Annotated in this window: 14 protein-coding genes; 13 read left to right on the forward strand and 1 reads right to left on the reverse strand. The window is 65.0% G+C overall.

Translation table 11 applies throughout. The features are described from left to right. Positions 1-4 precede the first annotated feature (4 nt). The 6 genes from ACVJ5M_RS12810 (at position 5) to ACVJ5M_RS12835 (ending at position 5,124) form a co-directional block, all read left to right on the forward strand. Positions 5-490: a GNAT family N-acetyltransferase gene (locus ACVJ5M_RS12810; protein WP_063981618.1), complete on the forward strand. Its 486-nt coding sequence runs from the start codon at positions 5-7 to the stop codon at positions 488-490. Next, a complete protein-coding gene (locus tag ACVJ5M_RS12815) occupies positions 490-999 on the forward strand; it encodes a dihydrofolate reductase (RefSeq protein ID WP_084794997.1) in 510 nt (169 codons plus the stop codon). Before ACVJ5M_RS12810 ends, ACVJ5M_RS12815 begins: the two co-directional genes overlap by 1 nt. Positions 1,000-1,153: 154 nt before the next feature. Further along, positions 1,154-2,290 (forward strand): FtsH protease activity modulator HflK, encoded by a 1,137-nt coding sequence (gene hflK / locus ACVJ5M_RS12820; protein ID WP_063981619.1) that lies wholly within the window; start codon positions 1,154-1,156, stop codon positions 2,288-2,290. After that, positions 2,287-3,183 (forward strand): protease modulator HflC, encoded by an 897-nt coding sequence (gene hflC / locus ACVJ5M_RS12825; protein WP_063981620.1) that lies wholly within the window; start codon positions 2,287-2,289, stop codon positions 3,181-3,183. The genes hflK and hflC overlap by 4 nt, the downstream gene beginning before the upstream one ends. 71 nt (positions 3,184-3,254) lie before the next feature. Further along, positions 3,255-3,461: a DUF2065 domain-containing protein gene (locus ACVJ5M_RS12830; RefSeq protein ID WP_025038031.1), complete on the forward strand. Its 207-nt coding sequence runs from the start codon at positions 3,255-3,257 to the stop codon at positions 3,459-3,461. A 157-nt stretch (positions 3,462-3,618) separates the two neighbouring features. Beyond that, positions 3,619-5,124, forward strand: a complete 1,506-nt coding sequence (locus ACVJ5M_RS12835) for a Do family serine endopeptidase (RefSeq protein ID WP_231143058.1) — start codon at positions 3,619-3,621, stop codon at positions 5,122-5,124. 146 nt (positions 5,125-5,270) lie between these two features. Here ACVJ5M_RS12835 and serB read toward each other — a convergent pair whose 3' ends face one another. Next, complete coding sequence (serB, locus tag ACVJ5M_RS12840) at positions 5,271-6,176, reverse strand: phosphoserine phosphatase SerB (protein ID WP_085399727.1); 906 nt, start codon at positions 6,174-6,176, stop codon at positions 5,271-5,273. 10 nt (positions 6,177-6,186) lie between these two features. Here serB and miaA point away from each other — a divergent pair, with 10 nt between their 5' ends. The 7 genes from miaA (at position 6,187) to ACVJ5M_RS12875 (ending at position 13,024) form a co-directional block, all read left to right on the forward strand. Then, the gene (miaA, locus tag ACVJ5M_RS12845) at positions 6,187-7,143 is read left to right on the forward strand and encodes a tRNA (adenosine(37)-N6)-dimethylallyltransferase MiaA (protein WP_231143055.1); all 957 of its coding nucleotides are present in this window, start codon (positions 6,187-6,189) and stop codon (positions 7,141-7,143) included. A 329-nt stretch (positions 7,144-7,472) separates the two neighbouring features. Beyond that, positions 7,473-9,248: an acetolactate synthase 3 large subunit gene (locus tag ACVJ5M_RS12850; RefSeq protein WP_063981624.1), complete on the forward strand. Its 1,776-nt coding sequence runs from the start codon at positions 7,473-7,475 to the stop codon at positions 9,246-9,248. A gap of 4 nt (positions 9,249-9,252) precedes the next feature. Then, positions 9,253-10,224: a threonine dehydratase gene (locus tag ACVJ5M_RS12855; RefSeq protein ID WP_231143053.1), complete on the forward strand. Its 972-nt coding sequence runs from the start codon at positions 9,253-9,255 to the stop codon at positions 10,222-10,224. Between the two features lie 23 nt (positions 10,225-10,247). Next, positions 10,248-10,790 (forward strand): acetolactate synthase small subunit, encoded by a 543-nt coding sequence (gene ilvN, locus ACVJ5M_RS12860; RefSeq protein ID WP_231143051.1) that lies wholly within the window; start codon positions 10,248-10,250, stop codon positions 10,788-10,790. Between the two features lie 3 nt (positions 10,791-10,793). Continuing rightward, complete coding sequence (locus tag ACVJ5M_RS12865) at positions 10,794-11,489, forward strand: class I SAM-dependent methyltransferase (protein ID WP_014493065.1); 696 nt, start codon at positions 10,794-10,796, stop codon at positions 11,487-11,489. 49 nt (positions 11,490-11,538) lie between these two features. Then, a complete protein-coding gene (locus ACVJ5M_RS12870; RefSeq protein ID WP_231143049.1) occupies positions 11,539-12,414 on the forward strand; it encodes an EamA family transporter in 876 nt (291 codons plus the stop codon). 7 nt (positions 12,415-12,421) lie between these two features. After that, entirely contained in the window at positions 12,422-13,024 is a 603-nt protein-coding gene (locus ACVJ5M_RS12875; RefSeq protein WP_085399752.1) for a LysE family translocator, read from the forward strand. Positions 13,025-13,047: the final 23 nt, after the last annotated feature.

Consider the following 13,047-nt stretch of genomic DNA (forward strand, 5'->3'; position numbering starts at 1 on the left):
GCAGATGTCGTTGACCATCCGCCGCGTGCGCGCCGGTGAAGCCGGGCTGGTTCTTGCTCTCATCCGCGAGCTTGCCGAATACGAAAAGCTTTCGCACGAAGTCGAGGCGACCGAGGCGATGATTGCGGAAGCGCTGTTCGGCGAGCGTCCGCAGCTCTATTGCGCCATTGCCGAGTGGAACGGCGAGCCCGTCGGCTTTGCGGTCTGGTTCGTCAATTTCTCTACTTTCAGCGGCCGTCACGGCATCTATCTCGAAGATCTCTATGTGCGGCCGTCGCATCGGGGCAAGGGCCTCGGCAAGGCGCTGCTGGTCTATCTCGCCAGGGAGTGCGTCGACAACGGCTGGTCGCGGCTGCAATGGGCGGTGCTCGACTGGAACGCGCCGTCGATCGCGTTCTACAAATCGCTCGGCGCCGTCATGATGGACGACTGGACGCTGTGCCGCGTCACCGGCCCCGCGCTGACACGACTTGCAGGGAGCGCGTCCTGATGGAGATCATCTTCGTCGTAGCGATCGCGGAGAACGGCGTCATCGGCGCCGGCAACGGGTTCCCGTGGCGATTGAAATCCGACATGGCGCGCTTCAAGGCGCTCACGATCGGCAAGCCCGTGATCATGGGCCGCAGGACCTTCGAAACCCTGCGCCGGCCGCTTCCTGGCCGTACCAACATCGTCATCACGCGCGATGCGGATTATCGCGCCAATGGCGCCATCGTCACGACATCGGCTGCCGATGCGGGCGCGGTTGCGCTTGGCGATGCCCTGCGGCGTTCGGTCGCCGAGATCGCGGTGATCGGTGGCGCCGAGATCTACCGGCAATGGCTCGATCGCGCCGATCGCCTCGAAATCACCGAAGTGCATGCGCGCCCCGAAGGCGACACGCATTTCGACATCGACAAGGCAGAGTGGGATGAGGTTGAGCGCATCCGGCATCCTGCCGGACCCGACGACAGCGCCGACTACTCCTATGTGACATATCGTCGGCGGGCGGGCAATTAACCGCATTCGTCAATGTTTACATTGACTTTTTCGTGCCCGAGCATAGCTCGAGGGACAGCCCGGGCCGCGTTGTAAGGGACTTGCCTGTCCCCTATAAAGCCGGACCGGACAAAGCGGGCGGGGGCGATTTTCACCCTGCCGAGGAGAGCGTCGAATGCCGTGGAAGAATCAGGGCGGTGGCCCATGGGGCTCGGGTCCGAAGGGACCATGGGGCAACGGCCCGCAACCGGTCGGGCCAAGGCCGCCGGATCTGGAAGACCTTCTGCGGCGCGGCCAGGACCGCCTCCAGCAGATCATGCCGGGCGGCTATTTCTCCGGCATCGGCATCACGCTGATCGTCCTGCTCATCATCGCGTTCTGGCTGCTGTCGGGCTTCTTCCGGGTGCAATCCGAAGAGCTCGGCGTCGTGCTGCGCTTCGGCAAACATGTCCGCACCGTGCAGCCGGGTCTGAACTATCATCTGCCCTATCCGATCGAAACCGTGCTGCTGCCGAAGGCGTTGCGCGTCAACACGATCTCCATCGGCATGACGCTGATCGACGATCCGGCGCGACGCGGCCGCTCCATTCGTGACGTGCCGGAAGAGAGCCTGATGCTGACCGGCGACGAGAACATCGTCGACGTCGACTTCACCGTGCTCTGGCGCATCAAGCCGGACGGCGTCGGCGACTTCCTCTTCAACATCCAGAATCCCGAAGGCACCGTGAAGGCGGTCTCCGAGAGCGCGATGCGCGAGGTGATCGGCCGCTCGCAGATCCAGCCGATCCTGACCGGTGCGCGCAACGTCACTGAACAGGGCGTGCAGGAGTTGATCCAGAGGACTTTGGACAGCTACGGCGCCGGTATTCTCATCAGCCAGGTGCAGATGCAGAAGGTCGACCCGCCGGCGCAGGTGATCGACGCGTTCCGCGACGTCCAGGCGGCGCGCGCCAATCTCGAGCAGTTGCAGAACGAGGCGCAGACCTACGCCAACCAGGTCGTGCCGCAGGCACGCGGACGTGCGGCGCAGATCACGCAGGCCGCCGAAGGCTACAGGGAGCAGACGGTCGCCGAGGCCAAGGGCCAGAGCTCGCGCTTCCTGAAGGTTTACGAGGAATACAAGAAGGCGCCCGACGTGACGCGTGAACGGATCTATCTGGAGACGATGGAGCGCGTGCTCGGCGGCGCCGACAAGCTCGTCTATGACGGCGGCCCCTCGGGCCAGGGCGTCGTGCCCTATCTGCCGCTCAGTGAGTTGACGACCAAGCGGCCGCCTACCACCGGTCAGCAGTCGAGCGGAGGCAACCGATGAGGTCTCCGGTCACAGGTATCGTCACGCTGCTCGCCCTCCTGCTCGTCGTGATCGTCGGCTACATGTCGCTGTTCACGGTGCAACAGACCGAGCAGACCATCGTGCTGCAGTTCGGCCGTCCCGTCGACGTCGTCACCGCGCCCGGCCTGCACTTCAAGGCGCCGTGGAATTCGGTGATCAACATCGACAAGCGGATCCTCGATCTGGAGAACCCGTCGCAGGAAGCGATCGCGTCCGACCAGAAGCGGCTCGTGGTCGACGCCTTCGCGCGTTACCGCATCAAGGACGCGCTACGCTTCTACCAGAGCGTCGGCTCGATCCAAGCTGCCAACATCCAGCTCACCACGCTCCTGAACGCGGCGCTGCGCCGCGTGCTCGGCGAGGTCACCTTCATCAACGTGGTGCGCGACGACCGCGAGAAGCTGATGCAGCGCATCCGCGACCAGCTCGATCGCGAGGCCGACGGCTACGGTATCCAGGTCGTCGACGTCCGGATCCGCCGCGCCGACCTGCCGGAGCAGAACAGCCAGGCGGTCTACCAGCGCATGAAGACCGAGCGCGAGCGTGAAGCCGCCGAGTTCCGTGCGCAGGGCGGCCAGAAGGCACAGGAGATCCGCTCCAAGGCCGACCGCGAGGCGACCGTGATCGAGGCGGAAGCCAAATCGCAGGCCGAGCAGATCCGCGGCGTCGGCGACGCCGAGCGCAACCGCCTGTTCGCGGAAGCCTACGGCAAGGACGCCGACTTCTTCGCCTTCTACCGGTCGATGACAGCCTATGAGAACGGGCTGCGCGCAAACGACACCCGCTTCCTGCTGCGGCCGGACTCGGATTTCTTCCGGTTCTTTGGTAACCCGTCCGGCAAGACGGCGACCGAGACGCCGGCGAAGCCGTGAGCTAGACAGAGGGCGGCAGTTCTGCCGCCCTTCGTCCAGACAAGAACAGCACAACGGGAGGTTCCATTCCGATGAGGTCCATTGCGTTCGCCGACTTCCTCATCGGCTTAGGCATCCTGTTCGTGCTGGAAGGCTTGATGTTCGCGGCAAGTCCCAACTGGATGCGGAAGGCCATGAAAAGCGCCATCGCCACGCCGGACAATATCCTGCGGGCCGTTGGGATCGGTTCGGCCGTGGCCGGCCTGGTCTTGATCTGGGTTATGCGCCGTCCGATTTAGGCGTCACGCCAACGCCAAAGTGAAGGCGAGAGACTGGTTTTCGCCGTATTATCCGGGTCTTGAGGCCCGTTAAGCTCCGCGCTTGCGCCGTCCCCCCGTTCGAGCGCAGTCTTGGAGGCGAATCCTTGGCGCCTGATCCTTTTCTCTGGAGATACCAATGACCGCTGCCACCATTGCCCCGACCCGCTTGCGCTTAGGGCTGGCCGCGCTCGCCGTCAGTGCATTCAGCGCGTTCGGCACGCCGGCCCTTGCGCGTGGCCCGGACGGGATCGCCGACGTCGCCGAGAAGGTGATCGACGCGGTCGTCAACATCTCGACCTCGCAGACCGTCGAAGCCAAGGGCGGCAGCGGCGGCAGCAACACCATGCCGCAACTGCCGCCCGGCTCGCCCTTCGAGGAGTTCTTCGACGACTTCTTCAAGAACCGCCGCGGCCCCGGCGGCGGCAGCAAGGGCGGCGAGCGCGGTGACAACCCGCCCCGCAAGACCAACTCGCTCGGCTCCGGCTTCATCATCGACACCGCGGGCGTCGTCGTCACCAACAACCACGTCATCGCGGACGCCGACGAGATCAACGTCATCCTCAACGACGGCACCAAGATCAAGGCCGACCTGGTTGGCGTCGACAAGAAGACCGACCTCGCCGTGCTGAAGATCAAGCCGCCGAAGCCGCTGGTGGCCGTAAAGTTCGGCGACTCCGACAAGCTGCGCCTCGGCGACTGGGTGATCGCGATCGGCAATCCGTTCAGCCTCGGCGGCACGGTGACGGCCGGTATCGTCTCGGCCAAGAACCGCGACATCTCCTCGGGGCCGTATGACAGCTATATCCAGACCGACGCTTCCATCAACCGCGGCAATTCCGGCGGTCCGCTGTTCAACCTCGATGGCGACGTCATCGGCGTCAACACGCTGATCATCTCGCCCTCCGGCGGCTCGATCGGCATCGGCTTTGCCGTGCCCTCGAAGACGGTTGTCGCCGTGGTCGACCAGCTCCGCCAGTTCGGCGAACTGCGCCGCGGCTGGCTCGGCGTGCGCATCCAGAGCGTCACCGACGAGATCGCCGAGAGTCTCAACATCAAGCCCGCGCGCGGCGCGCTGGTCGCCGGCGTCGATGACAAGGGCCCGGCCAAGCCCGCCGGCATCGAGCCCGGCGACGTCGTCGTCAAGTTCGACGGCAAGGACGTCAAGGATCCCAAGGATCTCTCCCGCGTCGTCGCCGACACGGCGGTCGGCAAGGAAGTCGATGTCGTCATCATCCGCAAGGGCCAGGAGGAGACCAAGAAGGTCACGCTCGGCCGTCTCCAGGATCCCGACAAGGTGCAGGCCGCGGTGAAGACCGACGAGCCGGCGCCCGAGAAGCCGGTGACGCAGAAGGCGCTCGGTCTCGATCTTGCCGCGCTCAGCAAGGATTTGCGCACGCGCTACAAGATCAAGGACAGCGTCAAGGGCGTGGTTGTCACCAATGTCGACGCCAATTCGGACGCTGCCGAGAAGCGCCTCTCCGCCGGCGACGTCATCGTCGAGGTTGCGCAGGAGGCCGTCTCCAGCGGCGCCGACATCCAGAAGCGGGTCGACCAGCTCAAGAAGGACGGCAAGAAGTCCGTGCTGCTGCTCGTCTCCAACGCCGACGGCGAATTGCGCTTCGTGGCGCTGAGCGTGCAGTAGTCGCCGCACAATCCAGTAGGGTGGGCAAAGCGAAGCGTGCCCACCATCTCTCCACCATCGCGACAAGAGTGGTGGGCACGGCGCAAGTGCGCCTTTGCCCACCCTACGGCCGCTGGGCGTGCCGCAAGTGCTGACGACGGGAGAGGCTAAGCCTCCACGAACTCGTCCCGCCGATACCCCTGCGCGTAGAGCAGCGCGGTGAGATCGCCATGGTCGATCCGCGCGGCGGCCGCAGCCGCGACCGCTGGCTTGGCGTGATACGCCACGCCCAGTCCCGCCGCCTGGATCATCGCGAGATCGTTGGCGCCATCGCCGACCACGACGGAGTCGATGTCGTCGAGATCGAACGACTCCATCAGGTCCACCAGCGTCGCAAGCTTCGCCGCGCGGCCCAAAATCGGCTCCTTGACCTCGCCGGTGAACTTGCCGTCGCGGACGACGAGCTCGTTGGCGCGGTTCTCCTGGAAGCCGATCTTGGCGGCGACCGCGCGCGTGAACAGCGTGAAGCCGCCGGAGACGAGACAGGTATAGGCGCCGTGGGCGCGCATGGTCGCGACCAGTTCGCGGCCGCCCGGCGTCAACGTGATGCGCTTGGCCAGCACCTCGTCGACCACGCTGGCGGGAAGATCCTTCAGCAGCGCGACGCGCTCGCGTAGCGCCGGCTCGAACTCGATCTCGCCGCGCATCGCGCGTTCCGTGATGGCCGCCACGTGGGCCTTCATCCCGACGAGATCGGCGAGCTCGTCGATGCATTCCTGGCCGATCATGGTGGAATCCATGTCGGCGAGAAAAAGCTTCTTGCGCCGGAAGCCGACTGGCTGCACCACGATGTCGATGGGAAGGTCGCCGCGAAGCTCGCGCAACCGCTGTTCGATGGCGTGACGGTCGCCTTGCAGGTTATCCTGCGCGCCGAAGGGAATGTCGACCGCAACCCCGTCGAACAGCCAGTGCGCAGGTTGCGCCTGGGGCAGCACGGCGCGGGCGCCGTCGACGATGGTGCTGTCGAGCGCGGGATTGTCGGGATTGCAGATCAGCGTGGCGACGAGGGACATTGAGGTTTTCGTGAGCGAGGGACAAGTCAGCAGAAGACATGTTGGCAAGGCCGTGCTTATCGCAGGCCCGACCGCCAGCGGCAAGTCGGCGCTGGCGCTCGAGCTTGCCCTGAGTACGGGCGGAATCGTCATCAATGCCGATTCCATGCAGGTCTATCGTGACCTCCGCATCATCACCGCGCGCCCCACACATGGCGAGGAAGGACGCGCGCCGCACCGTCTCTACGGCCACATCGATGCGGCCGTGAATTTCTCCGCCGGCGCATGGGTGGTCGACGCGACGAAGGCGCTGGAAGAGGCGAAAGCCGAAGGCCGCCTGCCGATCTTCATCGGCGGCACGGGCCTTTATTTCAAGGCGCTGACGGCGGGCCTCTCGGTGGTGCCGCCGATCCCCGCCGAAGTCCGCGACGACGTGCGCGCGCGGCTGGAGCGGAACGGCGTCGAGGCGCTGCATGAGGAACTTGCACGCCGTGATCCGCGCGCCGCCGAACGATTGAACCTGCGCGACCGCACCCGGATCGCGCGCGCGCTCGAAGTGGTCGAAGCGACGGGCCGTTCGCTGCTCGACTGGCACCATGAAGGCCAGCCGCCGCTGCTGCCCAAGGACAGTTTTCGCGCGGTGTTTCTCGCCCCCGAGCGCGACGAGCTCTATGCCCGCATCGATGCCCGTTTCGATGCCATGCTCGGTGCCGGCGCGTTGAGGGAGGTGGAGTGGCTCGCCGCCAGACATCTCGATCCGCTGCTGCCGGCGATGAAAGCCCATGGCGTGCCGGCCCTGATCCGGCATCTGCGCGGTGAGATCGGCCTGGACGAGGCGGCCACGATCGGTCGTGCCGACACCCGCCACTACGCCAAGCGGCAATTCACCTGGTTCCGGCATCAACTGCCCGAGTTCGAATGGGTGAAGCCGGAGGAGGCGAGGGGGTGGCTTGCCGCCATCGTGAATGCGGCCCGAGACCCCGGCTGACGCGCTTTTGTACCCGGGTTCCCGAATTTACCTCTCGCCGAACCCTGGGAACACCGCTACATTGCCAAAATCGCGCGGGAACGGTCGCATTGCCTTGACATCCGGGCTTTGACCGTTATGTTTCGCGCAACCTTTGGGAAGCTGGGCACCTGCCATGCGTAACATTATTACCAAACTCCTTATCGCCGTCGTACCCAGGCACACCGCCGGGGGTGGCTAGCTGCCATCCACAAGACAGGCGGTGTGCATGGGCCCTCTTCGGGGCCTTTTTTATTTCCCGAACCCGACACGAACGAAGCCGCTGACAACAGCGCATCCGGAGCAAGACAATGAGCGACAAGAGCCACGATCCGAACCAGATGACCGGCGCCGCGATGATCGTTCGCGCGCTCATCGATCATGGCGTGACCGACATTTTCGGCTATCCCGGTGGCGCCGTGCTTCCGATCTATGACGAGATCTTCCAGCAGAGCGAGGTCCAGCACATCCTGGTCCGCCACGAGCAGGGCGCGGGCCACGCCGCCGAGGGCTATGCGCGCTCGACCGGCAAGCCGGGCGTTGCGCTGGTGACCTCCGGACCCGGCGCCACCAACATGGTGACGCCGCTGACCGACGCGCTGATGGACTCGATCCCGCTGGTCTGCATCTCCGGCCAGGTGCCGACGCATCTGATCGGCAACGACGCGTTCCAGGAGTGCGACACCGTCGGCATCACGCGGCCCTGCACCAAGCACAATTGGCTGGTGCGCGACGTCAACGATCTCGCCAAGGTGCTGCACGAGGCCTTCTATGTCGCGACCTCCGGCCGTCCCGGCCCGGTGCTCGTCGACGTGCCCAAGGACGTGCAGTTCGCGACCGGCACCTATCATCCGCCGCGCAAGTCGGACGTGCACCGCTCCTACGCGCCGCGCGTGAAGGGCGACGCGACGCAGATCCGCAAGGCCGTGTCGCTGCTCGCGAACGCCAAGCGCCCTGTGATCTACAGCGGTGGCGGCGTGATCAATTCCGGCCCCGAGGCGACCAAGCTCCTGCGCGAACTGGTCGAGGTCACCGGCTTCCCGATCACCTCCACGCTGATGGGCCTGGGTGCCTATCCGGCGTCGGGCAAGAACTGGCTCGGCATGCTCGGCATGCACGGCACCTATGAAGCCAACATGACCATGCATGATTGCGACGTCATGCTGTGCGTCGGCGCGCGCTTCGACGACCGCATCACCGGCCGCGTCGACGCGTTCTCGCCCGGCTCGAAGAAGATCCACATCGACATCGATCCGTCCTCGATCAACAAGAACATCCGTGTCGACGTGCCGATCATCGGCGACTGCGGCAACATCCTCGGCGATATCCTCCAGGTGTTCAAGGCGGAAGCGAAGAAGCCCGACATCAAGGCCTGGTGGCAGCAGATCGCGCAGTGGCGCGCCCGCAACTCGCTCTATTACAAGAAGAGCAACGACGTGATCCTGCCGCAACACGCGATCCAGAGCCTGTTCGAGGCGACGCGCGGCAAGGACACTTACATCACGACGGAAGTCGGCCAGCACCAGATGTGGGCGGCGCAGTTCTTCGGCTTCGAGGAGCCGCATCGCTGGATGACGTCGGGCGGTCTCGGCACCATGGGCTACGGCCTGCCGGCCGCGGTCGGCGTGCAGGTTGCCCATCCCGACAGCCTCGTCATCGACATCGCGGGCGACGCCTCGGTGCAGATGACGATGCAGGAGATGTCGACGGCGGTGCAGTACGAGCTGCCGATCAAGATCTTCATCCTGAACAATCAGTACATGGGCATGGTGCGGCAGTGGCAGCAACTGCTCCATGGCAACCGGCTGTCGCATTCCTACTCCGAGGCGCTGCCGGATTTCGTCAAGCTCGCAGAAGCCTATGGCGGCGTCGGCATCCAGGTGCACAAGCCCTCCGATCTCGACGGCGCCATCCAGGAGATGATCTCGGTCAAGCGTCCGGTGCTGTTCGACTGCCGCGTCGCGGCGCTCGAAAACTGCTTCCCGATGATCCCCTCCGGCAAGGCGCATAACGAGATGCTGTTGCCCGAGCAGGCGAACGACGAGGCCACGGCAAAGGCGTTCGCCGGCGGCAAGGCGCTGGTGTGACGTCATGTTCGACCTGACGGAGCTCGAGCGCGCACATGCGATCGTGGGACAGGCGGTGCCGGAGACGCCGGCACGCGGCTGGCCGCTGCTCGCCGAGCGCCTCGGGACGCAGGTCATCGTCAAGCACGAGAACCACACGCCGATCGGCGCCTTCAAGGTGCGCGGCGGTCTCGTCTATCTCGAACGGCTGAAGCGCGAGCGGCCGAACATTCCGGGCATCATCTCGGCGACGCGCGGCAATCACGGCCAGAGCCTGGCCTTTGCCGCGAGCCGTCACGGCGTGCCGGCAGTGATTTACGTGCCGCGCGGCAACTCGGTCGAGAAGAACCGGGCGATGAAGGCGTTTGGCGCCGAGCTCGTCGAGCATGGCGAGGACTTTCAGGCGGCCGCCGAAGAGGCGCAACGGCGCGCCCAATTTACCGGCCTGCACATGGTGCCGTCGTTCCATCCGGATCTCGTGCTCGGCGTCGCCACCTATGCGCTCGAACTGTTCCGGACGGCGCCGGATCTCGATGTTCTCTATGTGCCGATCGGACAGGGCTCTGGAATCTCCGGCTGCATCATGGCGCGTGACCTGCTCGGCCTGAAGACCGAGATCGTCGGCGTGCAGTCCACCGAAGCGCCGTCCTACGCGCTGTCGTTCGCGGCCGGCAAGGTCGTGACGACGAAGACCAGCAACACGCTGGCCGACGGCATGGCAACGCGCATTCCCGATGCAGACGCGTTCGCACTGATCCGCAAGGGTGCCGCGCGCATCGTGCAGGTTTCCGACGACGAGGTCGCCGCCGCGATCCGCGCCTACTGGACCGACACGCACAATCTCGCCGAAGGCGCCGGCGCCGCCGCGCTCGCTGCGGCGCTTCAGGAAAAGAACAAGCTGTCAGGCAAGCGCGTCGGTCTCGTGCTGTCCGGCGGCAATATCGATTTCGATCTGTTCCGCAGTTGGGTCGGGGCAGAGGCGCCAGCGATGGCGTGACGGAGAGACAAGAGGGGACGACCATGAACCAGCCGGCATCCGCCTATTTCATCGAGGACCGCCACGATCCCAACGAGACGCATACGCTCTCGGTGCTCGTGCAGAACGAGCCGGGCGTGCTCGCGCGCGTCATCGGGCTGTTCTCCGGGCGCGGCTACAACATCGAAAGTCTCACCGTCTCGGAGACCGAGAGCCAGAAGCACCTGTCGCGCATCACCATCGTTACCACGGGCACGCCGATGGTGATCGAGCAGATCAAGCACCAGCTCGACCGCATGATCCCGGTCTATCGCGTCGTCGACATGACCCTGACCAAGCGCTCGATCGAGCGCGAGCTTGCGATGGTGAAGGTGCGCGGGCAGGGCGAGTATCGCGTCGAGGCGCTGCGGCTGGCGGATGCGTTCCGCGCCCGCGTGATCGACGCCACCACCGAGAGCTTTGTGTTCGAGATCACAGGCAATACTGACAAGATCAATCAGTTTATCGACCTGATGCGCCCGCTCGGCCTTGTCGAGGTGTCGCGCACCGGCGTTGCCGCGATCGGCCGCGGGCCTGAGGGGATGTGAGCCATGCTGGCGCGCGACTGGTACTATAACGAGCGCAACCGGATGGGGATCGAGCCCGCAGTGGCCTCGATCTACGACGCCCATGACGATGCCGATCTGCGGGCGCGCGCCGCGCTAAAAATGCTCGGGGTGCAGCGCGGCTGGCGCATCGCGGATATCGGCTGCGGCAACGGCGTGCTCGCGACCGAAGCGGCTCTGATGGGTGCCGAGGTGGACGCCATCGATATCTCGCCGGCGATGCTGGCGCTGGCCGAGATCTACGCCCGCGACCGCAAGGCGCCGGTGCGCACGCAGTCCGCCGGCTTGCTCAGCTTCGCCTACCGGCCGGAATCCTACGATCTGATCGTCAGCGAGTTCACGCTGCACCATCTGCCGGATTTCTGGAAGGCGGTGGCGATGTCGCGGATCTATCGTGCACTGAAGCCGGGCGCGAGCTTCTATCTGCGCGACATCGTCTACGCCTCGATGCCCGACGCCATCGAGCGCGACGTCGAGCAATGGGCCGACTTCCATATCAAGAACCACGATTTTTCGCGCGAAAGCGTCGTCACGCACATGCGCGACGAATATTCCACCTTCGGCTGGGTGATGGAGCGGATGCTGACCGATGTCGGCTTCACGCTGGTCTCGGTCGACTACCACGCGCCCATGCACGGTACTTATCTGCTGCGGAAACCGAAAGCCGGCGAGCAAGGCTAGAACCGAACAACAAACAGGGCTGCACGACAAAGCAGAACCGAGAACAACAATGAAGCCGGCCGATATCCTCATCGCCATTCTGGTGGCGGTCATCTGGGGGCTTGCCTTCGTGGCGAGCCGGATCGCGCTCGACGAATTTTCGCCGGAGCTGATGACGGCGATGCGCTTCACCATTGCCGCGGTGCCGTGCCTGTTCATTCCCAAGCCGAAGATCGCCTGGTCGCTGCTGATCGCGATCAGCTTCACGCTGTTCCTCGGCCAGTTCCTGAGCCAGGCCTATGGCATCGCCCACGGTGTGCCGGTGGGGCTGACTTCTGTCGTCGTGCAGAGCCAGGCGTTGTTCACCATCGGCTTTGCCGCGATCGCATTTGGCGAGCGGCCGACGCCGGTGCAGACGCTTGGCATCGTCGTCGCCGCAGTCGGCCTGCTCTTGATCTGCGGTACCGTCGGTTACGATTTCAGCGTTGGTGCCTTCGCGGTGCTGATGATCGCCCCGATTTGCTTTGCCGTCGGCAATCTCCTGCTGCGCCGCGCCCGTGGCGCGCCGATGTTCGACCTGTTCGCCTGGCTCTGCCTGACCGCCGCCGTGCCGCTGTTCGCGCTGGCGCTGGTCGTCAACGGGCCGGCGCCGACCTTCCAGTCGCTGATCCATATGTCGCCGACTGGCCTCGTCTGCCTGCTGGCGATCGGCGCCATCTCGACCAGCATCGCCTATTGGCTGTGGGGCCGGCTGCTGCGTGACTATCCCGCAGCGCAAGTGGTGCCGTTCGCGCTGCTGGTGCCGTTCGTCGGCTCGGCTGCTTCCAGCATCGTGTTTGGCGAGAAGTTCGGCCCGTTGCGGCTGGCCGGGATGCTGACGGTCATCGGCGGCATCGCGGTGATGGTGCTGGCGAGACGCCCGCAGCCGCTGCCGAAGACCGCGTGAGGTGAGCATGTCCCAGTCGCTGCTCTATGCCTTCATCATCTTCGCCCTCGTGATGTTCTTCACGCCGGGGCCGAACAACATCATGCTGCTGTCGTCGGGACTGACTTACGGGTTCCGCCGCACCATCCCGCATATCGCCGGCATCACGATCGGCTTCGCCTTCATGGTCGGCGCCGTCGGCCTCGGGCTCGGCACGGTGTTTCTGGCCTATCCGATCCTCCAGACCATCCTGAAATATGCCGGCGCCGCCTACTTGATTTACCTCGCCGCGGTGATCGCCTTCTCGGGGCCGGCCAAGCGGGGCGAGGAGGACGGCCGCGGCCCGATGACCTTCTGGGGCGCGGCGATGTTCCAGTGGATCAACGCCAAGGGCTGGGTGATTGTGATCGGCACCATCACCGCCTATGCCGCCATCGCCCAATTCCCCCTGAACATCGCGATCCAGACCCTGATCAGCCTGCTCGTCGGCACAGTCTCGACGGTGGTCTGGGCCTTGTTCGGCACTGCACTACGACCGGTACTGACCTCGGAGCGGCTGGTCCGCGCCTTCAATATCGTGATGGCGCTCCTGCTGCTCGCCTCCCTCTACCCCGTTTTCATGGATGCATGATGTCGCGGATTTCCATGCAGAAA

The sequence above is a fragment of the Bradyrhizobium sp. S3.7.6 genome, from assembly GCF_054061875.1.